General features: G+C 35.1%; 27 protein-coding genes. 26 read left to right on the forward strand and 1 reads right to left on the reverse strand.

Going from position 1 to position 24,609, the window contains the following annotated elements; translation table 11 throughout:
- From secY to CN601_RS17625, 25 genes are all read left to right on the forward strand, one after another.
- A complete protein-coding gene (gene secY / locus CN601_RS17505) occupies window positions 1–1,308 on the forward strand; it encodes a preprotein translocase subunit SecY (RefSeq protein WP_098121867.1) in 1,308 nt (435 codons plus the stop codon).
- 50 nt (window positions 1,309–1,358) lie between these two features.
- Entirely contained in the window at window positions 1,359–2,009 is a 651-nt protein-coding gene (locus tag CN601_RS17510; RefSeq protein ID WP_098121868.1) for an adenylate kinase, read from the forward strand.
- Window positions 2,010–2,238: 229 nt separating this feature from the next.
- Complete coding sequence (gene infA, locus CN601_RS17515) at window positions 2,239–2,457, forward strand: translation initiation factor IF-1 (protein ID WP_056467475.1); 219 nt, start codon at window positions 2,239–2,241, stop codon at window positions 2,455–2,457.
- Between the two features lie 38 nt (window positions 2,458–2,495).
- Window positions 2,496–2,609, forward strand: a complete 114-nt coding sequence (gene rpmJ / locus CN601_RS17520; protein ID WP_000868344.1) for a 50S ribosomal protein L36 — start codon at window positions 2,496–2,498, stop codon at window positions 2,607–2,609.
- 21 nt (window positions 2,610–2,630) lie between these two features.
- A complete protein-coding gene (rpsM, locus tag CN601_RS17525) occupies window positions 2,631–2,996 on the forward strand; it encodes a 30S ribosomal protein S13 (RefSeq protein ID WP_098121869.1) in 366 nt (121 codons plus the stop codon).
- Between the two features lie 29 nt (window positions 2,997–3,025).
- Window positions 3,026–3,415: a 30S ribosomal protein S11 gene (gene rpsK, locus CN601_RS17530; protein WP_098121870.1), complete on the forward strand. Its 390-nt coding sequence runs from the start codon at window positions 3,026–3,028 to the stop codon at window positions 3,413–3,415.
- A 166-nt stretch (window positions 3,416–3,581) separates the two neighbouring features.
- Window positions 3,582–4,526 (forward strand): DNA-directed RNA polymerase subunit alpha, encoded by a 945-nt coding sequence (locus CN601_RS17535; protein WP_056467484.1) that lies wholly within the window; start codon window positions 3,582–3,584, stop codon window positions 4,524–4,526.
- 84 nt (window positions 4,527–4,610) lie between these two features.
- Entirely contained in the window at window positions 4,611–4,973 is a 363-nt protein-coding gene (gene rplQ, locus CN601_RS17540) for a 50S ribosomal protein L17 (RefSeq protein WP_098121871.1), read from the forward strand.
- Window positions 4,974–5,086: 113 nt separating this feature from the next.
- Complete coding sequence (locus tag CN601_RS17545; protein WP_098171789.1) at window positions 5,087–5,929, forward strand: energy-coupling factor ABC transporter ATP-binding protein; 843 nt, start codon at window positions 5,087–5,089, stop codon at window positions 5,927–5,929.
- Complete coding sequence (locus CN601_RS17550; protein ID WP_098121873.1) at window positions 5,905–6,771, forward strand: energy-coupling factor ABC transporter ATP-binding protein; 867 nt, start codon at window positions 5,905–5,907, stop codon at window positions 6,769–6,771. Before CN601_RS17545 ends, CN601_RS17550 begins: the two co-directional genes overlap by 25 nt.
- Window positions 6,768–7,562 (forward strand): cobalt ECF transporter T component CbiQ, encoded by a 795-nt coding sequence (gene cbiQ / locus CN601_RS17555; RefSeq protein ID WP_098121874.1) that lies wholly within the window; start codon window positions 6,768–6,770, stop codon window positions 7,560–7,562. Before CN601_RS17550 ends, cbiQ begins: the two co-directional genes overlap by 4 nt.
- Before the next feature lie 16 nt (window positions 7,563–7,578).
- The gene (truA, locus tag CN601_RS17560) at window positions 7,579–8,322 is read left to right on the forward strand and encodes a tRNA pseudouridine(38-40) synthase TruA (protein ID WP_098121875.1); all 744 of its coding nucleotides are present in this window, start codon (window positions 7,579–7,581) and stop codon (window positions 8,320–8,322) included.
- A gap of 157 nt (window positions 8,323–8,479) precedes the next feature.
- Window positions 8,480–8,917, forward strand: a complete 438-nt coding sequence (gene rplM, locus CN601_RS17565; protein WP_098121876.1) for a 50S ribosomal protein L13 — start codon at window positions 8,480–8,482, stop codon at window positions 8,915–8,917.
- A gap of 21 nt (window positions 8,918–8,938) precedes the next feature.
- Window positions 8,939–9,331, forward strand: a complete 393-nt coding sequence (rpsI, locus tag CN601_RS17570) for a 30S ribosomal protein S9 (protein WP_056467505.1) — start codon at window positions 8,939–8,941, stop codon at window positions 9,329–9,331.
- 281 nt (window positions 9,332–9,612) lie between these two features.
- Entirely contained in the window at window positions 9,613–10,884 is a 1,272-nt protein-coding gene (locus CN601_RS17575; RefSeq protein WP_098121877.1) for a cation:dicarboxylate symporter family transporter, read from the forward strand.
- Between the two features lie 17 nt (window positions 10,885–10,901).
- Entirely contained in the window at window positions 10,902–12,338 is a 1,437-nt protein-coding gene (gene aspA / locus CN601_RS17580) for an aspartate ammonia-lyase (RefSeq protein WP_098121878.1), read from the forward strand.
- Window positions 12,339–12,547: 209 nt separating this feature from the next.
- Complete coding sequence (locus tag CN601_RS17585; protein WP_098121879.1) at window positions 12,548–14,242, forward strand: NAD-dependent malic enzyme; 1,695 nt, start codon at window positions 12,548–12,550, stop codon at window positions 14,240–14,242.
- 122 nt (window positions 14,243–14,364) lie between these two features.
- Window positions 14,365–15,660: a sensor histidine kinase gene (locus tag CN601_RS17590; RefSeq protein WP_098121889.1), complete on the forward strand. Its 1,296-nt coding sequence runs from the start codon at window positions 14,365–14,367 to the stop codon at window positions 15,658–15,660.
- Window positions 15,661–15,662: 2 nt separating this feature from the next.
- Window positions 15,663–16,601, forward strand: a complete 939-nt coding sequence (locus CN601_RS17595; RefSeq protein ID WP_373604988.1) for a response regulator — start codon at window positions 15,663–15,665, stop codon at window positions 16,599–16,601.
- 180 nt (window positions 16,602–16,781) lie between these two features.
- Window positions 16,782–18,107, forward strand: coding sequence for a phage portal protein (locus tag CN601_RS17600; protein WP_098171790.1), 1,326 nt, complete (start codon window positions 16,782–16,784; stop codon window positions 18,105–18,107).
- 164 nt (window positions 18,108–18,271) lie between these two features.
- Window positions 18,272–19,540, forward strand: coding sequence for a saccharopine dehydrogenase family protein (locus tag CN601_RS17605; RefSeq protein WP_098171791.1), 1,269 nt, complete (start codon window positions 18,272–18,274; stop codon window positions 19,538–19,540).
- 181 nt (window positions 19,541–19,721) lie between these two features.
- Window positions 19,722–20,153: a DUF2521 family protein gene (locus CN601_RS17610; RefSeq protein WP_098121883.1), complete on the forward strand. Its 432-nt coding sequence runs from the start codon at window positions 19,722–19,724 to the stop codon at window positions 20,151–20,153.
- Between the two features lie 57 nt (window positions 20,154–20,210).
- Entirely contained in the window at window positions 20,211–20,921 is a 711-nt protein-coding gene (cwlD, locus tag CN601_RS17615) for an N-acetylmuramoyl-L-alanine amidase CwlD (RefSeq protein ID WP_098121884.1), read from the forward strand.
- 317 nt (window positions 20,922–21,238) lie between these two features.
- Window positions 21,239–22,306 (forward strand): Mrp/NBP35 family ATP-binding protein, encoded by a 1,068-nt coding sequence (locus CN601_RS17620; RefSeq protein WP_098121885.1) that lies wholly within the window; start codon window positions 21,239–21,241, stop codon window positions 22,304–22,306.
- A 183-nt stretch (window positions 22,307–22,489) separates the two neighbouring features.
- Window positions 22,490–23,077: a KinB-signaling pathway activation protein gene (locus tag CN601_RS17625; protein WP_098121886.1), complete on the forward strand. Its 588-nt coding sequence runs from the start codon at window positions 22,490–22,492 to the stop codon at window positions 23,075–23,077.
- A 163-nt stretch (window positions 23,078–23,240) separates the two neighbouring features.
- Here the strand turns inward: CN601_RS17625 and pdaB are convergent, their stop codons facing one another.
- A complete protein-coding gene (gene pdaB, locus CN601_RS17630) occupies window positions 23,241–24,008 on the reverse strand; it encodes a polysaccharide deacetylase family sporulation protein PdaB (RefSeq protein ID WP_098121887.1) in 768 nt (255 codons plus the stop codon).
- A 166-nt stretch (window positions 24,009–24,174) separates the two neighbouring features.
- Between pdaB and CN601_RS26990 the strand changes: the two genes are divergently transcribed.
- The gene (locus CN601_RS26990; protein ID WP_179865596.1) at window positions 24,175–24,351 is read left to right on the forward strand and encodes a hypothetical protein; all 177 of its coding nucleotides are present in this window, start codon (window positions 24,175–24,177) and stop codon (window positions 24,349–24,351) included.
- Window positions 24,352–24,609: the final 258 nt, after the last annotated feature.

Here is a 24,609-nt window from a genome sequence, read left to right on the forward strand (position 1 = left end):
ATGTTCCGGACAATCTCCAACTTTATGCGCATTGCAGATATTAGAAAAAAAATATTCTTTACGTTATTAATGTTAATTGTATTTCGTATTGGAACGTTTATACCTGTTCCAAACGTCAACGCTGAGGTTTTAGCTTCTCAAGATAGCTCATTGAGCGTATTTGGAGTTCTAAATACTTTCGGTGGAGGAGCTCTTAAACAGTTCTCGATTTTTGCAATGGGTATAATGCCTTACATTACTGCTTCAATCATTATCCAGTTACTTCAAATGGACGTAGTTCCTAAATTAACTGAATGGTCGAAGCAAGGTGAGATTGGTCGACGTAAACTAACTCAACTGACTAGATACATCACAATTATTCTTGGTTTTGTAGAAGCAATTGGGTTATCAATCAGTATGAATAATGTTACTGGCGGAATGTTAATAGAAAATCCAGGTTGGTCAACCTATCTTTATATAGCAATTGTACTAACAGCTGGAACATCTTTCTTATTGTGGTTAGGTGAGCAGATTACTGCTAAAGGTGTTGGGAACGGTATATCAGTTATCATCTTTGGTGGTATAGTTGCTGCTATACCTAATACAATGAATCAAGTCTATCAGCAACAATTTAAAGGTGCTGGAGACGCGCTATTCTTAAACATTGTGAAAGTTGGCTTAGTTGTTTTAGTTTTACTATTAGTAATCGTAGCTGTAATTTACATCCAACAAGCTAATCGTAAAATTCCGATTCAATATGCTAAACGAAACAATGGTAATAATAGTTATGTTGGAGGACAATCTACTCACTTGCCATTAAAAGTAAATGGTGCTGGGGTTATTCCGGTAATCTTCGCTGTTTCATTTTTAATCACTCCATCAACAATCGCTTCGTTTTTACCTAGTAACAACGTAACTGATTGGATTAAAACGCATTTTACGTATAACAATCCATGGGGAATGGCATTTTATTTAATCTTGATCATTGCATTCACTTATTTTTATACATTTGTTCAGGCTAACCCAGAACAAATGGCTGAAAATTTACAGAAGCAAGGTGGCTATATCCCAGGCATTCGCCCAGGTAAAAGCACTCAAGAATATATCATTAAAGTCTTATATCGCTTAACTTTCGTAGGAGCTATTTTCTTAGCTGTCATCGCTTTATTACCAATTGTATTTGGTAAAATTGCGAACTTACCACCTTCAGCTCAAATTGGAGGAACAAGTTTACTAATCGTAGTCGGAGTTGCACTTGAGACAATGAAACAATTAGAAAGTCAGCTTGTTAAGAGAAACTACAAAGGCTTTATTAAAGATCGAGCGTAGGGAATTGATTATTTTCCCTATTGCTCACCTAATTTAGAGGAGGATTAACCATGAATTTAATTCTAATGGGACTTCCTGGTGCAGGCAAAGGCACACAAGCTGAGAAAATTGTCGAAAAATACGGCATTCCTCATATATCTACTGGCGATATGTTCCGTGCAGCGATTAAAGACGGCACAGAACTAGGTCTTCAAGCAAAATCGTTTATGGATCAAGGTCATCTTGTTCCCGATGAGGTAACAATTGGTATTGTACGTGAACGATTAGCAAAAGATGATTGCCAAAACGGTTTCTTATTGGATGGCTTTCCTAGAACAGTTGCGCAGGCTGAAGCACTAGAAGAGACTCTGAAAGTAATGAATCGTAAAATTGACTTCGTGTTAAACATTCATGTAGACCAACAACTTTTAATTGAACGTTTAACAGGTCGTCGTATTTGCAAAGAATGTGGAGCTACTTATCACTTAATTTTCAATCCTCCTGTTGAAGAAGGTATTTGCCCAAAATGTGGTGGAGAACTTTATCAACGTGCGGATGATAATGAAGAAACAGTTGCGAACCGTCTTGAAGTAAATATCAAACAAACTCAGCCTTTACTTGATTTTTATAATAACCTTGGTTATGTAAAAACAATTCAAGGTGAACAAGAGATTAACAAAGTTTTTACGGACATTGATAATCTTTTAAAAGAGTTAGTTTAATAATTGAACGATATGATCGTCGTTCCATGGGTATGACGTTTTGTCGTTTCGTCAAAACTGATACTATTATTTAAAAGCTTAAACTTAGCTTTGCTTGGAACGATTGATATAACATAGGTCTTTTGTAGGCCAAAAAATCTCCAACTTATCAGAGCACTTTGGCTTAATGTTCCTAAGCGTATGTTTGCCTACAAGCAAGCTACTGATTTGAAGAAAGGAGAATGCCCTAATGGCGAAAGATGATGTAATTGAAATTGAAGGTACCGTTACGGAAACACTTCCGAATGCGATGTTCAAAGTTGAATTAGAAAATGGTCATGTAGTTCTTGCACACGTTTCTGGTAAAATTCGTATGAACTTCATTCGTATTCTTCCAGGTGACAAGGTAACTGTTGAACTATCTCCATATGATTTAACTCGTGGCCGTATTACGTACCGTTTTAAATAATAAATATGCACTCCGTAATCTACAAGGAGGTTGAAATCATGAAAGTGAGACCATCAGTAAAACCAATCTGTGAAAAATGTAAAGTTATCCGCAGACGTGGTAAAGTAATGGTAATTTGTGAAAATCCAAAACATAAACAAAAACAAGGTTAATAAAGAAGGAGGTGCACTAGAATGGCTCGTATTGCTGGTGTAGATATTCCTCGCGACAAACGCGTGGTTGTTTCTTTAACTTATGTATACGGAATCGGTCGTGCAACTTCTGAAAAAATCTTAGCTGAAGCTGGTATTTCAGAAGACACACGTGTACGTGATTTAACAGAAGAAGAATTAGGTAAAATTCGTGAATTAGTCGACAAGTTAAAAGTTGAAGGGGATCTTCGTCGTGAAGTTTCTTTAAACATTAAACGTTTAATCGAAATCGGTTCATATCGTGGTATTCGCCACCGTCGTAACTTACCTGTTCGTGGTCAAAACACTAAAAACAATGCTCGTACTCGTAAAGGCCCACGCCGTACGGTAGCGAACAAGAAGAAATAATATTTTTTAAGTAAAGGAGGGTATTCAACATGGCACGTAAAACAAATGTACGTAAACGTCGTGTGAAAAAGAATATTGAAGCTGGTACAGCTCATATTCGTTCAACTTTCAATAACACAATCGTAACAATCACTGATGTTCATGGTAACGCAATTTCTTGGTCAAGTGCTGGAGCATTAGGTTTCAGAGGTTCTCGTAAATCTACTCCTTTCGCTGCACAAATGGCTGCTGAAACTGCTGCTAAAACTTCTATGGAACATGGTTTAAAAACTCTTGACGTAACGGTTAAAGGTCCGGGTGCTGGTCGTGAGGCTGCTATCCGTGCTCTTCAAGCTGCTGGTCTTGAAGTAACTGCTATCAGAGACGTTACTCCAGTTCCACATAACGGATGCCGTCCACCAAAACGTCGTCGTGTATAATTTGTCTGTATAAATTTTCAAAAATTGTCTATAATGGATTATGATATATGTTTGGCAAATATTAACAGACATCTCTTGTTGTGCACAATTAGGAACTGCCTAATAGGGACTTTCGGTTAGCATCGTCTAACCGAGGGTTTCGACGTTTTGAAGGAGGGTTTAAAAAATGATTGAAATCGAAAAGCCGAAAATCGAAACGGTTGAGATCAGTGACGATTCCAAATATGGTAAATTCGTTATTGAACCACTTGAGCGTGGATATGGTACAACGCTGGGTAACTCCTTACGTCGTATCCTTTTATCCTCACTTCCTGGTGCCGCTGTAACTGCTATTCAAATTGATGGCGTGCTACATGAGTTCTCTACAGTTGAAGGTGTTGTAGAAGACGTTACAACAATTATTCTTAATGTGAAAAAACTTGCTCTGAAAATTTATTCAGATGAAGAAAAAACATTAGAAATTGATGTACGCGGAGAAGGACCAATTACTGCGGCCGATATTACGCATGATAGCGATGTTGAAGTTCTAAATCCAGATCTTCATATTGCAACTCTTGCTAAAGATGCTCATTTACGTATGCGTCTAACTGCTAGACGTGGTCGTGGATACATCCCTGCAGATGGTAACAAAAGAGAGGATCAAGCAATAGGTGTTATTCCTATCGACTCGATTTACACTCCAGTGTCTCGTGTCACATACCAAGTTGAAAATACACGTGTGGGACAGGTTTCAAATTTCGATAAGTTAACACTTGATGTTTGGACTGACGGAAGCATTGGACCTAAAGATGCAATCGCACTTGGTTCAAAAATTCTTACTGAACACTTAAACATTTTTGTAGGTTTAACTGACGAAGCTAAAAATGCAGAAATCATGGTCGAAAAAGAAGAAGATCAAAAAGATAAAGTCCTTGAAATGACGATTGAAGAACTTGATCTTTCTGTTCGTTCATATAACTGCTTAAAGCGAGCAGGTATTAATACAGTACAAGAGCTTGCTAATAAGACAGAAGAAGACATGATGAAAGTACGTAACTTAGGTCGTAAGTCTTTAGAAGAAGTAAAACATAAGTTAGAAGAGTTAGGTCTAGGCCTGCGTAAAGAAGACTGATTGTAGCTTCGATAAAGGGAGAGGCGTTCTCTTCATGTCTATATGACCCAATTTTGATACTACTTACAAAGGAGGGAACTAGAAATGGGATACAGAAAATTAGGACGTACTAGCTCACAACGTAAAGCTATGTTACGTGACTTAGCTACTGACTTAATCATTAACGAACGTATTCAAACAACTGAAACACGTGCGAAAGAATTACGTTCAGTTGTTGAAAAAATGATTACTTTAGGTAAACGTGGAGATTTACATGCTCGTCGTCTAGCTGCTGCTTACATCCGTAATGAAGTTGCTAACGCTGAAACTAATCAAGACGCTTTACAAAAGTTATTTGCTGACATCGCTCCTCGTTACACTGAGCGTCAAGGTGGATACACTCGTATCGCAAAAATTGGTCCTCGTCGCGGAGACGCAGCACCAATGGTTGTTATCGAATTAGTTTAATATTCGTATACAAAAGGGCTCGACGTTTCTTGTAAACATGTCGTTGCCCTTTTTTTCTGTTTACTTTTAGACTATTATATATCTATAAACAATGAGAAATTATAGGTGAAATAATGAGAAAAGATAGTATTAAAGTAGATAACATATCTTTTAAATATCCACAGGCACAATCGAATGCAGTTCATTCTGTATCATTTAACATAAAGGAAAATGAATGGATTGCAATAGTTGGTAGAAATGGGTCGGGAAAGTCAACATTAGCAAAACTTTTAAATGGATTAATTTTACCCGAAGAAGGCCAAATAGTGATTGATGAGGAGATTACCTTATCAGAGCAAACAATATGGGATGTTCGAAAGAAAATAACGATGGTATTTCAAAATCCTGATAACCAATTTGTTGGGACAACAGTAATTGATGATATAGCATTTGGATTAGAGAACCATGGTGTCGATAAAGCAGAAATGGATCGTCGCATCGAAGAGGTTCTTAATATCGTCAAAATGAATGATTTTAAACTTCATGAACCACATTCACTTTCTGGTGGTCAAAAGCAAAGAGTAGCGATAGCAGGATCATTAGCGATTCAGCCTAGTATATTAATATTGGATGAAGCTACTTCAATGTTAGATCCCTTTGGAAGAAAAGAAGTAATCGAAACTATTCGTAATTTACATAAGGAAATTAATATGACAGTTATTTCGATTACACATGATATAGAAGAAGCTATACATGCAGACCGTATTTTGATTATGCATGATGGTCATTTAGTTCAAAGCGTCACTCCAGAAGAGCTTTTAAAGACAGAGTTTTCCCTAGAGTCGCTTGGATTAGCATCTCCTTTTACAAATAACCTTTCTAATTTATTGATAGAAAAAGGTTTACCTTTGAGACAAGACCATCTAGAGCAAGAAAGCTTGGTGAGCGAATTATGCAAATTACTTTTGAAAAAGTAGGATATACTTATCAGCCGAAGACACCGTTTGAGCATCGTGCTCTTTACGATATAGATGTAACGATACCTGATGGGTCTTACTACGCTGTAATTGGTCACACAGGCTCAGGTAAATCTACCTTTCTGCAACATTTAAATGGCCTCTTACAACCAACTGAGGGAATCGCCAAAATAGACGATATAACCCTTGTATCAAATAAGAAAAACAAAAATTTAAAATCATTAAGAAAAAAAGTAGGATTAGTATTTCAATTTCCAGAACAGCAATTGTTTGAAGAAACTGTTGAAAAAGATATTTGCTTTGGTCCGATGAATTTTGGTGTTTCTGAAGACGAAGCCAAAAAAAGAGCAAAGGATTTAATTGAAAAAGTAGGTTTAAGTGAAGATTTTTTAATGAAGTCACCATTTGAGCTAAGTGGTGGTCAAATGAGAAGGATTGCCATAGCTGGAGTATTAGCAATGGAACCGGATGTACTTGTATTAGATGAACCGACTGCTGGACTTGATCCTAGTGGCCAAAAGGCGTTAATGGATATGTTTTATGAATTACACAAAGAAAAGGGGCTTACGATCATTTTAGTGACCCATAGCATGGAAGATGCAGCAAGGTACGCTGATACAATCCATGTGCTTCAAAAAGGTACTACGTACTTAAAGGGAAGTCCTTTAGAAGTATTTTCATTCGAAAGTGAATTAGAGGAAATTGGCTTACAAATACCACTTTCTTTAAAATTCCATCAAGAGCTAAATCAAAAATTAGGTATTAACGAAAAAGCAACAAGCTTAACAATTGAACAACTCGCTGATTATATAGCGAGTCTTTATAATGGGGAAACAACATGAATAGTCTAATAATCGGAAAATATATACCAATCGATTCACTCATTCATCGTCTAGATGCTAGAGCAAAACTTCTAACAATGTTTTTATTTATATTTATTGTTTTCTTTGCAAATAATTTTGTTACCTACGGTGTTTTATTACTATTCTCGATTATCACAGTATCACTATCGAGAGTACCGCTTAATTATTATTTAAAAGGATTAAGAGCAATCTGGTTGTTAGCAGCTTTTACGTTTTTATTGCATGTATTTACAAATAAAGAAGGGCCTTTGATTTATCATTTTGGTTGGATTGAAATCCATAAAGAAGGTATTATCCAAGGGATTTATATATCGGCGAGATTTTTTCTTTTAGTTTCAATTACAACTTTACTGACATTAACAACAAATCCAATCGAAATTACAGATGGGCTGGAGTCATTATTTAACCCTTTTAAAAGATTTGGTCTACCAGTGCATGAAATGGCTTTAATGATGTCTATTTCATTGCGATTTATACCAACGCTTATGGAAGAGACCGAAAAGATTATGAAGGCACAGTCATCAAGAGGAGTGGATTTCTCATCGGGTCCAATAAAAGACAGATTAAAAGCGTTAGTCTCCTTACTTGTACCGTTATTTATTCATTCATTTAAACGAGCTGAAGACTTAGCAGTTGCGATGGAAGCTAGAGGTTACCAAGGTGGAGAAGGACGATCAAAGTTTCGGGTAATGAAGTGGCATTTACGTGATACAGCATGTTTACTTGCATTACTGATTTTATTTTTATTATTATTGTTTTTACGTAAGTGATGGAGATTGATAAGTTATGAATCGAATTAAATGTATAATTTCATATGATGGCACCTTATTTAGTGGATACCAAGTTCAACCAAACCAGAGAACCATTCAAACTGATATTGAAACAGTTCTAACTAAAATGCATAAAGGGAACCCTATAAAAATCCATGCCTCAGGTAGAACAGATACTGGCGTACACGCAGTAGGTCAAGTTATTCATTTTGATAGTGAATTTAATCTTTTACCTGAAGCATGGAAGAGAGCCTTAAATGCACAACTACCTAAAGATATTTATATTAAATCGGTAGAAATTGTTGATGACAAATTTCATTCTAGATTTGATGTTGTTCGGAAAGAATATCGATACTTTATTTGGAATGAGAAGGACGAAAATATTTTTTCGAGAAATCAGCATTATTTTTTCCCATTTGAGCTAGATATTGTTAAAATGCAAGAGGCACTTAATTGTTTATTAGGTACTCATGATTTTAGTTCATTTTGTGCATCGAATACCGATATAAAGGAAAAAGTACGCACCATATACAAAGGTACCATTAATAAATCAGAGCAAGGAATTGTCATTGCTCTTGAAGGAAATGGATTTCTATATAATATGGTAAGAATAATTGTTGGAACACTAATTGAAGTTGGTCAAGGAAAACGCGACGTAATTAGTGTGAAAAACGCATTATTAGCATGCGATCGAGCCAAGGCTGGCAAGACTTCACCGCCTAATGGATTATTTTTATGGAAAGTTGATTATAACAACTAATCCTGGTGTAACATTTGCTTGACATTAGAAGGTAGAAAGTTTAATATTAAATACGGTATTGTTTTAAGAACCACGATTAGCCCCGGAACCAGTCGTGTTATAGATAAACAATAAAAACAATTTTACTTTATGTATATTGTATTAGGAGGAAATTAGAATGCGCACAACTTATATGGCAAAAGCTAGCGAAGTTGAACGTAAGTGGTTCGTTGTAGACGCTGAAGGAAAAACTTTAGGTCGTCTTGCAACTGAAGTAGCTACTTTACTTCGCGGTAAGCACAAACCAACTTTCACACCACACGTTGATACAGGTGATAACGTAATCATCATCAATGCTGAGAAAGTTGAATTAACAGGAAACAAATTAAACAATAAAATTTACTACCGTCACACAATGTATGCTGGTGGTTTAAAAGAGCGTACAGCTTTAGAAATGCGTACTAACTACCCAGTTAAAATGCTTGAATTAGCTGTTAAAGGTATGCTTCCAAAAGGACGTCTTGGACGTGCTCAAGTAAAAAAATTACACGTGTATGCTGGTAACGAGCATCCACACCAAGCACAAAAACCAGAAGTTTACGAACTTCGCGGATAATTATAAAAGGAGGGCATTCACATGGCACAAGTACAATACTATGGCACAGGACGTCGTAAAAGCTCAGTAGCTCGTGTACGTTTAGTTCCTGGCGAAGGACGCGTTATCATTAACGGTCGTGATTTTGAAGATTACATCCCATTCGCTGCATTAAGAGAAGTTGTTAAACAACCACTTGTTGCAACTGAAACTTTAGGTAGCTATGATATTTTAGTAAACGTTAACGGTGGTGGATACACTGGTCAAGCTGGTGCAATTCGTCACGGTATCTCAAGAGCTTTATTACAAGTTGATCCTGAATACCGCGGAACTTTAAAACGCGCTGGATTATTAACTCGTGATGCACGTATGAAAGAGCGTAAAAAATACGGTCTTAAAGGTGCACGTAGAGCTCCTCAGTTCTCAAAACGTTAATTTTCATATACGTTCAAAACTCCTTTCCACAATGTGGACAGGAGTTTTTTTATTTTTTTAATGCTTTTCACTAGTATTAGCACTTTCTTGATTACTGTCCTTTCTAACGTTCGTCAATTTATTGTCCCTCCTATTCATACGTCGCCGAAGCATTTTATGAAACTTTTTCAAATAATTTCAAAAGTCCTTGTAGGTTTTTGTATTGTTTTGTAGGTTTACATATAGAATTAGGTATGTATTTCATTAAAATGTTTGAAAGCGTTAACAAGGGGGATTTATATATGAAAAAATTTGGTTTAGCTACTCAAATTTTTATAGCGTTGATATTAGGTATTATTGTTGGGGCACTAGTATATGGAAATGAAACGGCAACTTCGTATATTCAGCCGATCGGTGATATTTTTATTCACTTAATCAAAATGATCGTTATGCCAATAGTTATTTCAGCATTAATTGTTGCTGTGGCTGGAGTAGGGGATATTAAGAAGTTAGGAAAACTTGGGGGAAAGACACTTCTTTATTTTGAAATTATTACGACGATCGCACTTGGAGTTGGGTTGTTAGCGGCAAACTTGTTCCATCCTGGTAAAGGTGTCGATATGAGCCATCTACAAAAAGGTGACATTTCAGCATATGAACAAACAGCAACTGCAACACAACAAAGTGGCTTTGCAGAAACAATCGTTCATATCTTCCCAAAAAATGTGTTTGAATCGATGGCACAAGGTGATCTTTTACCGATTATTTTCTTCTCTGTTCTTTTCGGTTTAGGAGTAGCAGCAATCGGAGAAAAAGGAAAGCCTGTTTTAGGATTTTTTGAAGGCGTATTAGAAGCAATGTTTTGGGTGACAAATCAAGTTATGAAAACTGCTCCAATCGGAGTATTCGCGTTAATTGCAGTAACAGTTGCAAAGTTCGGTGTAGGTACTTTATTACCACTTGGTAAGCTTGTTATAGCTGTTTATATAACTGTAGCATTTTTTGCTATTGTTATTTTAGGTATAAATGCTAAAATGACAGGGACGAATATTTTTACGCTAATTAAGATTTTAAAGGACGAGCTGATTCTTTCCTTTACAACAGCAAGTTCGGAAGCAGTACTTCCAAACATTATGAAAAAAATGGAGCAAATGGGTTGTCCAAAGGCAATCGTATCTTTCGTTATTCCGACTGGATATTCGTTTAATTTAACGGGGTCAGCTATCTACCAAGCTCTTGCTGCGTTATTTGTTGCTCAGATGTATAATATACACATGACATTTATGGAGCAGGTTACGTTATTATTTGTACTAATGCTTACATCAAAAGGGATGGCCGGTGTCCCTGGTGCATCGTTCGTAGTTGTACTGGCAACACTAGGTTCAATGGGATTACCTTTAGAAGGAATCGCATTAATTGCAGGTATTGACCGTATTTTAGACATGGTTCGTTCTGCAGTAAATGTATTAGGAAACTCATTAGCGGCAATCACAATGGCTAAATGGGAAGGCGAATACGATAAAGATAAAGCGCAAGCATTTATTGATTCATATAAGGAATCAAAAGTTGCGTAAAGATGGGAGAAAAACAAATGGCGGCTACTGAAATTAAACCAAACATACGTATTGAAAAAGATTTCTTAGGGGAAAAAGAAATTCCAGCAGATGCCTACTATGGTGTCCAAACATTACGTGCAGTTGAAAATTTTCCGATTACTGGATATAAAATTCACGAAGAGCTTATTAAGGCTTTAGCAATTGTAAAGAAGGCAGCTGCACTTGCTAATGTGGAAACAAAACGTCTTTATGAGGGAAATGGTAATGCAATTGCAGAAGCTGCTCAAGAAATTATTGATGGCAAATGGCATGATCAGTTCATTGTAGATCCTATTCAAGGTGGCGCAGGTACATCAATGAATATGAATGCAAATGAGGTTATTGCTAATCGTGCGCTTGAAATTTTAGGCAAAGAAAAAGGTGACTATTTCTGTATTAGTCCAAACACCCATGTAAATATGTCGCAGTCTACAAATGATGCATTTCCAACTGCAATTCACATCGCGACTTTAAATATGTTAGATAAATTATTAAATACGATGAAATATATGCACGATGTATTTGAGTTAAAGGCAAAAGAATTTGATCATGTTATTAAAATGGGTCGTACTCACTTACAAGATGCTGTACCGATTCGTTTAGGACAAGAGTTCGAAGCTTATTCTCGAGTTCTTGCACGTGATATAAAACGTATCGAACAATCACGTCAGCACTTATACGAGGTAAATATGGGAGCTACAGCGGTTGGGACAGGCTTAAATGCTGATCCTCGCTATATTGAACTTGTTGTTAAGCAACTTGCTGAAATTAGTGGCTTATCACTTGTTGGAGCTGAGCATCTTGTTGATGCTACTCAAAACACTGATGCTTACACAGAAGTATCGGCTGCTCTTAAAGTATGTATGATGAATATGTCTAAAATTGCGAATGATTTACGTTTAATGGCTTCTGGTCCACGTGCAGGCCTTGGTGAAATTTCATTACCAGCACGTCAACCAGGTTCATCCATTATGCCAGGAAAAGTAAATCCTGTAATGGCTGAAGTAATTAACCAAGTTGCATTCCAAGTAATCGGTAATGATCATACAATTTGTTTAGCATCAGAAGCAGGACAATTAGAATTAAATGTTATGGAGCCTGTACTAGTATTCAATTTACTTCAATCAATTAACATTATGAATAATGCATTCCGTGCATTTACTGATAACTGTTTAAAAGGAATTGAAGCAAATGAAGACAGAATGAAAGAATATGTAGAGAAGAGCGTTGGACTAATCACAGCTGTTAATCCACATATCGGCTATGAAGTTGCTGCAAGAATTGCGAGGGAAGCAATTCTAACAGGAAAGCCAATTCGTGAACTTTGCTTAAAATATGATGTGTTATCAGAAGATGAGCTGGATTTAATTTTAGACCCATTTGAAATGACTCACCCAGGTATTGCTGGTGCAGTTCTTTTAGAGCGTCAATAAATCACTCAGACAGCATTCTTTGTTGGTTAGCCTGTTTGAGGCGCTTGTTACCATTCAACGGTAACTCTGCGCTTCTACAGGCTTAGCTTATTGAAAGACGAATGTTTTTCAATCAGAATGACAATTTTTAAAAGGGAAGGGCGAAGAGCCCTTTTTTGCTTAACTTAAATAGATAAATATAAAAAGAAAAAGATAAGGGATGGGATTGTATGCATAAATTCAAGGTAGGTTCGAATGGTGAGGTAGAGACTACCTTGCGAGGTGCCGAATTATTAGGTGTGCCAATGCTTAATAAAGGAGTTGCATTTACTCAAGAGGAACGAAAAGAGTTAGGTTTAACAGGATTATTACCGCCAGCTGTACTAACACTGGAGGAGCAAGCTAAACGAGCTTACGCGCAATTCTCGTCACAGCCTACTGATTTGCATAAGAATGTAACATTATCAGCTTTACATGATCGTAATGAAACATTATTTTATCGTATACTAACTGATCACTTACCTGAAATGCTTCCGGTTGTCTATACACCGACAGTTGGTCTAGCAATTCAGCGTTATAGTCATGAATATAGAAGACCTCGTGGATTGTATCTATCGATCAATGAAGCAGATAGTATTGAACAAGTTTTTGATAATTACGGAGCAAATGCAGACGAAATTGATTTAATCGTTATTACTGACGGTGAGGGAATATTAGGAATTGGTGACTGGGGAGTTGGAGGTATTAATATCGCAATCGGTAAATTAGCAGTTTATACAGCTGCAGCAGGTATCGATCCAGCACGTGTAATGCCAGTTATTTTAGATGTTGGTACAGATCGTGAAGAACTACTAAATAACCCATTTTATGTAGGAAATCGTCACCCTCGTATTCGCGATAGTCGCTATGATGAATTCATCGATAAGTTTGTAAATGCGGCCGTGGAAAAATATCCAAATGCATTATTACATTGGGAAGATTTTAGCTCTAAAAATGCAAGAAATATTTTAGATAAGTATCGTCATCAAGTTTGTACTTTCAATGATGATATTCAAGGTACTGGAGCAGTATCACTTGCCGCTGTACTAGCAGCAGTAAACGCATCTGGTATCCCATTAAGTGAACACAGAGTAGTTGTATTCGGTTCAGGAGCGGCTGGTATTGGGATCGCTGATCAGGTACGTGATGCAATGGTACGTGAAGGTCTTTCGTTAGAATCAGCAAACCGTTGTTTCTGGTGTATTGATCGCAATGGTTTGCTTGCTGATGATATGGACGGGTTGTTCGACTTCCAACAACCTTATGCACGCCCAGCTGAAGAAAATAATTCAGGTGCAAGCTTAGCTGAGGTCGTTAGTCAAGTTCACCCTACAATATTAATTGGTACTTCAACTGTTGCTGGTGCTTTCACAGAAGAAATTGTTAAAGAAATGGCTGCACATGTTGAAAGACCTGTAATTTTACCAATGTCAAACCCTACACCACTTGCGGAAGCAAAACCTTCTGATCTAATCAAATGGACTGAAGGAAGAGCGTTAGTCGCGACAGGTAGTCCTTTCGCTCCTGTAACATATAACAAAACTGTTTATGTCATTGGGCAATCAAACAATGCTCTTGTTTTCCCAGGGTTAGGACTTGGAACAAATGTTTCAAGAGCAAGTGTAATAACAGATGGCATGTTTGCAGCGGCGGCAGAAGCGGTAGCTCAAATGATCGACGTTAGTAAGTTAGGTGCACCTTTACTACCACAAATCGAGAATCTACGTACTATTTCAGAAGTGGTTGCAATCGAAGTAGCAAAAGCAGCAGTTGCAGATGGCGTCGCACGAGTAGTACATGACGATATTGAGCAAGCTGTACGAAGCGCAATGTGGGAGCCTGCTTACAGACCTATTAAAGCAGCCAAAGAATTAGTTACTGTATAAAAGACCTAAATACAGCTTGTAAATCAAGCTGTATTTTCTTATGACATTTAGTAGTACGGAGGAACATTGTGTTAGCATCTACAAGGCGATATACTAGTAGCAAAAATCAGGAAGTGACAGATTTGAAATCTAATGAACTAGAGATTAAAGATTTCTGGATAGTTGTTGCACTGATGGTTATTATTCCAATAGCAGGGGAACTTAACTTTCATCCATTTGATAATATATTTCGAGTTAGTTTTGGAACACCTATTTTCTTCTTTTCATTATTGTACTTCCGGAATATACACTCTGTTATATTTGGTCTGTTAATAGGAGTATCCGTTTTTGTATTTCGCTTCGGACTTGATTGGTTTGTATTGACGGATTTTAATTTAACTTCATCCTTTTCAGTTAGATTTCCTACTTTTCTATATTATTTCTCCTATTCTGTTTTATTTTATTTATTAAAGCTGAATCGGTACCAACACCCAATGCTCATAGGAATTTTTGGTATTACTATTGAGATTACTTCAAGTTTAATTGAACTAATCCTTCAATTGTATGGAATGGGAGCTACACTTACCGTAGAAGAATTAAACAAAATTATCATTATTGCTGTGTTTAGAAGTTTTTTTGTATTAGCTTTTATCAATATGATGAAGCTTTACGAATTAAGGCTAAAGGAGTCACAAACTCGAAAAGAAAATGAGAATATGCTTATGCATTTATCTAATTTGTATGTAGAGTCTGCTTATTTAAGAAAGACGCTGCAAAATGCAGAAACAATAACGAAAGAATCTTACAATTTATATAGAAACATGAATAAATATAAACATGAATTAGAAGTCCCTATTGAGGAGTGGGGGAGCAAGGCTTTAAGAATTGCTGGAGAGGTACATGAAATTAAGAAGGATAATCAAAGAATTTTTGCTGGACTCTCTAAATTAATTACGAGTGAAAGTTTACCTGAATATATGGGAGTAAATGATTTAGCAACAATGATTATTAGAATCAATCAAAAATATGCTGGTATGTTAGGTAAGAAAATTGAGTTTGTGTCGCAAATTACAGGACAACATCCACAATATCATATTTATCTAATGCTATCATTTATAAATAATTTGGTTGCGAATGCCGTAGAAGCAATAGAATATGAAGGGATCATTCTCATAGCAATCGAAAAAGAGGATCATTGGATTAAATGTAGCGTGATTGATAATGGCCCAGGAGTCCCATCAAAAAATACGAAACTTATTTTTAAACCTGGTTTCACTTCAAAATATAAAGAGGATGGAACCCCATCTACGGGAATTGGGTTATCTTATATTAAAGAAATGGCAGAAGAGTTAGGAGGAGAAGTAACTCTTCATCAAAAAGAGAGTGAATGTATTTTCACGATTCGATTACCTATTGAAAGTCTCGTCGAGAAAGGGTGAGTATGTTGAATTTTTATATCACAGATGATGATGAAGTCTTTCGATCTATGTTATCCCAAATTATAGAAGACGAAGAATTAGGAGATGTTGTTGCAGAGGCGGAAGATGGTTCTTTTTTAGATACTAATACATTAGAAATAAACCAAGTTGATATATTATTTATCGATTTATTAATGCCCATACAGGACGGAATCGAAACGATTAGGAGATTAGGTCCTTCATTTAAAGGAAAAATAATAATGATTTCTCAAGTAGAGTCTAAAGAATTAATTGGCGAAGCATACTCACTTGGTATCGAATATTACATTACTAAGCCACTGAACAAGGTTGAAGTGATTTCAGTGGTCAGAAAAGTCATGGAGCGAATTCGATTAGAGCGGTCAATCCATGATATTCAAAGATCGTTAAGCAATGTTTTTGATGTTCATTCGATAACGAATTATAGACCGAACCCCGATAAAAAGAAAATCACTGATTGGGGACAAGTTTTATTATCCGAGCTTGGGATCGCTGGGGAAAATGGAAGTAAGGATTTACTTGATATCGTCAATTATTTATATGAGTATGAGACGAGTTTTGGATTAGATGCTGGATTTCCAACCTTAAAAGATATATATACTCACGTTAGTTTAAAAAAGCTTGGAATTATCAATTCACAAGAAGAGGTAGAGCGAGAAAGGAAGTCGTCAGAACAGCGGGTTCGTAGGGCGATTTATCAATCATTAAACCATATGGCATCGATTGGCCTTACTGATTATGCGAATCCTAAATTTGAGAATTACGCCTCAAAATTTTTTGATTTTGAAACGGTACGACAAAGAATGAGTGAATTAAAACAAGTATCGGTTACTTCTTCTTCAACACACACACGAATTAATGCCAAGAAATTTGTACAGGTTTTATACTTTGAATCAAAACAACTTTTAGTTGAAAGGTATTAAAAAATGAATTTACAATTACCCTTAATCATTTTGATGAGGGGTTTTTTTATTAAGAACAAATTAAATTAAAAAAATCTAATAATTCATGCCCTATTTATAGCATAGAAGATTTTTATAAGAATAAAATATTATACCTTAATCATTTCTGTATGCGGCCTTCTATGTTAGGGGTGATTTAAATTGGGCTTAGTCGATTGGATAATGGGAAAAATGAATTTTCAATCAAGTACTAGTACTTTTGAGTTATTAAATGATGATGGGGAAGGCCAATTTACTTTAGGAAATACATTGTTTAAAAATGATGTGATCCGGGCGTGTATTAGACCGAAAGCTAATGCAATAGGAAAACTAAAAGTAACGCATGTCAGGGAAAATAGTAAAGAGTGCAAGATTAACCCAGATCCGTGGGTTTTTAATGTACTTCAAGAACCGAATCCATTTATGTCTTTGCAGCTACTTTTAGAGAAAATGGTAACCCAGCTTGAATTGAATAGTAATGCTTTTGCTTTTATAAAACGAAATGACTTTGGCTATCCTACTGCTCTCTTTCCCATTCCTTGTACTACTGTTGAAGTGCTAGAAAATAATCAAGGGTTAATCTTTTTAAAATTCACTTTCAAAAACAAAAATGTACTAATTTTACCTTATAGCGATATCATTCATTTAAGGAAGGATTTTAACAGTAATGATCTGTTTGGAACACCCCCATATGATCCTTTACTGCCATTATTAGAAGTGATTGATTCCGTAGATGATAGTATCGTTCAAAATGTAAGTAACAATCGTTTTATAAATTGGTTATTAAACTTTAAAGAAGTGCTAGATCAAGAAGAGATGATAAAAAATACGAATGAATTCGTAAATAATTATATGAAATATACTGGTGATGGAGTAAAGGCAGGATTTTCAGAACCGACGTATAGTTTACAACAAGTGCCCATAAGTACTTATGCGCCAGAGGCTCAAAGAACAAATGATGCAATCAGTCGAATTTATAGTTTTTTTAATACGAACGAAAATATAGTTCGGAGTACGTTTGATGAAAATCAGTGGAATACGTATAATCAAGCCGTAATTAATCCGTTAGTCATCCAACTAAATAATGAATTTACACGTAAATTCTTTACTCCTGTTGAACGAGCAAATGGTAATCGTATTGTTTTTGAAGCAACTAACTTAGAATTTGCATCGATCGTAACTAAATTAGCATTTTCCGTTATGGTAGAGCGAGCTTCCTTAACTCCTAACGAATGGCGTTCTCTAATGGGGATCGGACCAATTCAAAGAGGCAATGTACCACTTCTAAAAACGGATACTTCTCTAATCGACCAAAGAGAAAGAGATCGTGAATTTGAGTTGCGTGTTGAACGAGAAAAGAAACGTGAAGAAGAAATTGAAAGATGTAGAGAAGAATGTAGAGAAGAATGCAAACAGTTTAGAGAATTTTGTATGGAACAACAGAAAAAACTTTTAGAAAAACCAGAAACCGACGATAAAAACAATTAATAATCAAAAATAGAGCTATTAACTAATTATTAGTTAGGCTTTTTTTTTTCAACACATATCTAACATAGTTATACTGTAAGGATACTTGTCCGAACACTTTTCCTATTGATTCATATAGTAAAGTAATAGCTAAAATTAAACCAATAATTCATGGAGTTGTTTATATGTTGGAAAAAGATGCGATTATTACCCTTTTAGGTAGTTCTGGCGGAGTAGCAAAAGCAGTACTTTCTATATTTAATAAGGCAGTGGAGGATCCAAATGATCCCATTCACGAGACGATTAGAAATGCCAGGTTTCATTTGATTGATTTAAAGCAAAGAGACTTACCATACTTTGAGAGGATTATCCCCAACCTAATTAAAAAGGTTACATTTCATGAGATGAATGTTAATAATATTGAATTAATGAAAAAACATCTTATAGAAAGTAAAACAGTACTTGTAGTAGATGTTTCTAGAGCGGATTCCGTTGAAATGCTGCGTTGTTGTAATGAATTTGGCGTTAAGTATGTAAATACCGCTTTAGAAAGTGACATAGTAGATGAAGATGAAAGTATTAGTTCCGGTTTCCCCCTTAAGGAACGTATACGCATTTTCGAGGAAAATAAAAGAAAGTTTAAAAATACTACCGCAATTATTGGTTCAGGCATGAATCCAGGGATTGTCCAATGGATGGCAATTGATTTAATGAACCAATTTCCTTCTGAAAAGCCTCTTGCATGTTATATTGTTGAACATGATAATTCTTTTTATGAAAACCCTTCGTTAGCTCAAAAAGAAACAATTTATACCACTTGGTCCCCAGATTGCTTCCTAGAAGAAGCAGTTACAAGCTTTCCTATGTTTGTTAAACAAAATATCCCAATCTTCCTTTACGATGATGTTTATTCAGTTGAGTTTAAAGTTAAATTAGGAGAAAAAGTTTTCTACGGTTGTCTTATGCCACATGAAGAAGTATTTATAATCGGAAAACTATTCAATCTAGAAAGTGGTTTTGTTTATCGCGTTAATGAGCATACAACAAATTTAATTAGAAATAATTTAAAAAATACTGATGAAATCATGGGTTTTGATAAAAAGCTTCTAGATCCTTCAACAGCTCCGTTAGTAGGAGAAGACTTAGTTGGGGTTTTACTTGTATATGAAAATAAAGAGCGTTACATCTATAATGTAATGAACAACAAAGATTCCTTCGCGGGGTATGGTACAAATGCAACTTATCTTCAAGTAGCTTGTGGAGTATATGCAGGAGTTGCAAGTTTATTTTTGGATACTTTCGAAAATGGTGCTTACTTTGTAGACGAATTATTATTAAATACGGTCAGCCAATATGGAAAATATCTAAAATACCATATGCCTCAGTTCGTATATGGAGAAAATAAAAACAGTGATGGCTTACTTTTACAAAGAATGAAGTCATATAATAATTAAAAGTTGAAAGAGGGAAATAATGGATCCCTCTTTTTTATATTGTTTACAACAAAATTTTTCTATTTTATAAAAACGGTGTTTTTCATGAAACTATTATTTTTTTATGGAAGAAATTAAGTATGTAGTTTTTGAATGAACAAACCCCTTTCGTCTTAGACTATGGCTACGGGGAGGTTTCAACATGAATCTTATAACAAATTTCCGAGAAAAAAGAAGAGATAAGCAAATTAAATTTGAAAAATGCTTATTAAAAGAATTAAGAATAATGCAGTTAAAATCCCAATTAAAGGATTCATTTTCATACTTTATAGATGCAGATAGTAACCAAAGAAAAGCACGAGAGGACTACTGTTTAGAATTAGCAGTAGAGACATACTTACTTGGTGCAAGATATAGTCGCTTTGGTTTTTATGGTGAACCAATAGAAAACGTAAAAAAAAGATCAGCAAAGGAATCCGAATGGTTAGCTTATTTATTTTATTCTTCAGTATTTGGCCGTAAAGATGATATCCAAACTGAACCATTTAATCAATGCAAATCCTTTTTAAATAACTGGTGGTTAGATGGTTATGTAAAAGGGGAAAGAAGGCACAAACTTCGTTTATCAAAGTAAGTCATATTCTTCCTAGTTGTCCCATATATTTTTTATAGGACAATCAGGGGGGAAGAAATGAAAAGATGGCATTTAATCATAATCATTGTAACCTTTGTTTTTTTGATATTATGTATACCTTTATTACAGAAGACTTCAAAAACCTGGAATTTTAGAGGATTACCATTAGATGGGAAAGTTATCGTTTTAGATGCCGGACACGGTGGACCAGACGGAGGGGCCTCAGGTGGAGATGTTATTGAAAAAGTTGTTGCATTATCCATAACAAATAAACTAAGGGATTATTTACAAGGCCAAGGCGCTACAGTCATTATGACAAGGGATGGTGATTATGATCTAGCAGAGGAAGGAATGAAAGGATACAGTAGAAGAAAAAGCGTTGATTTAAGAAAAAGAGTCGATATAATTAATGGATCGAACGCAGACCTATACATATCAATTCATTTAAATTCCTTACCAAGAACATCCTCTAAAGGTGCTCAAACATTTTACTATGGTTCATTAATCGAAAATGAGCGGTTTGCAAAATACGTTCAAGCAGAACTAAGGGATAGTTTAAATAATACGCATCGATTAGCTAAAATTATTAATCATGTTTACTTAATGAAATATGCCAAAGTTCCAGGTGCGCTTGTTGAAGTAGGCTTTTTATCGAACTATGAAGAGAGCCAGCAATTAAGAGATGAAGCATATCAAAATAAACTTGCTGCAGCAATTTATAGAGGAGTCATACGATATTACACTGATAAAAATGACCCGCCGAATTAACAAGTGGTGTATGATAAAATCCCTCAAACTTCATGGTTTTCAAGATCAGTTCTAAAAAAGAATTGAAAAGATTATATTTTTGGGACTTGTCTAAGATTAGAACCGCCGAATTACTCGGTGGTTTTCATTTTTTACATTAAGGATAAATGGGGGCAGTGGTGAAGAAATATCGTTGTAGTCTTCACTTTAAGGATTGAGCTGTCTTCGCCTAAAATGTTCACCAATGAGCGAGTTTTCTTTATCTAAGAATGTTACTTAAGACTAACTAAGATACATGTGTTATACTATTTAGTATATTAAGATAACGAGGTGTAAATATGCTTACCAATGAACAAGTATTATCACTTTTAGGTACAATTAATGAGCCATTTTTAAATAAATCATTAGTAGAATTAGATGCAGTTAAAGAAATTTCGATAAAAGATGAAAAGAAACATGTAAGCGTTAAAATTGCTTTATTAAAAACAGGTAGTGCAGAACAGATGCAAATTCAAACGCAAATTGTTCAATTATTAAAGCAAAATGGTGCAGATACAGTAGGAATTCGTTTTACTGAATTTACAGAAGAAGAAAAAAGTCAGTTTGTCGAAACAAGTGATGACGATGCACACTCAACGCTTTCATTATTAGATAATAAAAAAGTACAATTTTTAGCAATTGCTAGTGGAAAAGGTGGGGTAGGAAAATCTACTGTTTCTGTGAACTTAGCAGTTGCTTTAGCAAGATTAGGCAAAAAAGTAGGAATCATTGATGCTGATATTTATGGCTTTAGTGTACCTGATATGATGGGAATTACGACAAGACCAGTGATCAGAGGGGAGCGCATTATACCAGTTGATCGATTTGGAGTAAAAGTAATTTCAATGGGATTTTTTGTTGAAGATAATTCGCCGATTATTTGGAGAGGTCCAATGCTTGGTAAAATGCTACAGCAGTTCTTCACGGAAGTTGAATGGGGAGATTTAGACTATTTATTACTAGATTTACCACCAGGTACTGGTGACGTAGCATTAGACGTGCATAGTATGTTACCATCTTGTAAGGAAATTATTGTTACAACTCCACACCCTACAGCGTCAATTGTTGCAGCTAGAGCGGGGGTTATGGCATTAAAAACAAACCATGAAATTATTGGTGTTGTAGAAAATATGAGTTATTTTGAAAGTAAAAAAACTGGAGAAAAAGAGTATGTTTTTGGTAAAGGTGGAGGAGAAAGACTTGCAAAAGAGCTTCAAACTACCCTATTAGGACAATTACCTTTACAACAACCGGATTGGGATGAAGCGGACTTTGCACCTTCAATTTATGATAAAGACCACCCGACTGGGAAAATCTATACTACGATTGCAGAACAAGTAGTCGAAAAAATCATATTAACTAAATAATAGACAATACCCTTTTAATTTATTGCTTGTTTTATTAGTAATGGCTGTATTTTTAGCCTTGACTGATATAGAAATGAATTATTAGGGTATTTATGTGGTTTAAAAAGTTAATAAAGTTTTATATGAAAGATTTATTTAGAAAAAATCGGAATTACTTTGTGGACATGGGGGATTAGGAATAGAATGACGAGTCGGAAATGGGTTCGATTATTTTTAACAACGTTACTAGTTGGCGGAATTGCAACAATTATTACAGGTATTCTTTATGGGTATAAAGAGTATTTAAGTTACGTTCAAGATGTTAGAATTGGAAAATTATTAGTTGAAGTATCTTTTTTATTTATATTAGGGTTAGTATTCAGCGCTGTAAGTCAAATGGGCTTCTTTGCCTATTTAACAATTCATCGTTTCGGGTTAGGTTTATTTAAGTCATTATGGAATCCAGTTCAAATTATTTTGATTGTACTAGCCTTATTTGATCTGGCATATTTTCGATATAAAGAATATGCACACGGAGAAGCTCTTACAGGATATTTAATATTCCCAATAGTCCTTTTAATAGCTAGCCTGATCGTTGCCTTTAAAAAAACAAAAGAAACAAACAATGGAGCATTTATACCTGCACTATTTTTTATGATTGTTGTAACAGTAGTTGAATGGTTCCCTGCATTAAGGCAGAATGATCTTTCTTGGCTAATATTAATGTTAGTACCTTTATTTGTATGTAATACGTATCAGTTATTATCTTTACACAAAATAGTAAAAAAATAATTGCGTACAATCAATCGGAAAACTACAGAAAACTAACAGAGTCCGTCCTAAAAGTCAGTTTAACTGTCGCACAGTCGGTTTGCACTGGCAAACCTTTACGACTCTTATTTCAAATAAAAAAGATGATGTCCCTAAAATAATACACTTTTGGGACATCATCTTTTTATTTTACAATTTTGATACTTGTTTTAGTATTGGATATCATTTGAGAAACAGTTACGCTTTTATACCCTTCATCTTTTAAATAGGACCAGATTAATGGTAGTGCTTTCGGTGTTTGCAGTGCGGAATCACTTGCATGAAGGAGAATGATGTCTCCAGAATCAGCATTTTTTTCTACGCTTTGAACAATTTTATTTGTTCCCGGGTTTCTCCAATCATCAGTATTAACGCTCCAATGAATGACAGAGAGATTATTCCGATTAGCAATTTTAATCACTTCTTTATTATATTCGCCATTAGGTGGTCTAAATAATTTAACGTCTTTTATGCCTAATCGAGTAAAAACTTCTGCTGAGTAATTTAAGTCTCTTTGCATTTCTACTGGAGATAATTGAGTATAGCTTTTATACCGATATCCAAGTGTTCCAATTTCATGGCCTTGTTTTACAATTGTTTGCACAATGTCCGGATGTCTCTCTGCCCAAGATGCGGATAAGAAAAAGGTTGCATTCGTGATTCTTTGATTTCGTAAAACGTCTAACACTTTTAGTACGTTCTCATCTCCCCAGCTAATATCGAACGTAAGAGCGACATTTTTTTTGGAGGGATCACCTTTATAAATTGCCATTGGACCTTTATTAGTTGAAAATGTTGAAAATGTTTTAGGTGCTTGTATATAAACTAAGCAAGCTGTGAAAAATGCAATAATAGTAATTAAGGATAGTTGCTTTAATTTCCTTTTTGAGGTGATGTAAAAGTAAAAAAGCATAAAATCGCCTTCTTTCTTGTCCAAGTTCTTATATTAAGGATATGAGATTTAGCAGGCTTGTATGCTTTAAAACAAAATTATTAAATGTTTAAAGTATTAGAACAATAAAAATTTCTGCTGGATTAACAAAATTGTTAATGGATAGAAGTTTTCTCGGAGTGATTTTATGTTTGGGGTAATACTTAATAAGGAACATGTGTTAGAAATCGAATCGCTTATCATACGTTCGCTTTATGAGTTAGACAAAGAGTTATCGTCAAATGAAGTAAATGATCGGGTTAAAAGTGAAATGCTCAAGAAGAAGAAAATCTTATATGAAGTTTATTGTAGACTTCCTTTATGAGAGGATACATAAAGGATTAGGCCTGTTTTTTATGTATACTATCGAGAGTATTTGATGGTAGAGATAAAAAATATAAAAAATATCATAATTTGTATTGACGGTTTAATTGGATACGTGTTATATTATTTCTTGTCCTCAGCGACAACGACTTGGTTAACTTAATTTAAAAAAGAATTTTAAAAAATGTTGACAAGCATTATTGCCAAATGGTAATATTAAAAAGTCGCTTCTGAGCGATAGAAAATGAACTTTGAAAAC

Origin of the sequence: Bacillus sp. AFS017336 (genome assembly GCF_002555445.1) — a bacterium.
Lineage (GTDB): Bacteria > Bacillota > Bacilli > Bacillales > Bacillaceae_G > Gottfriedia.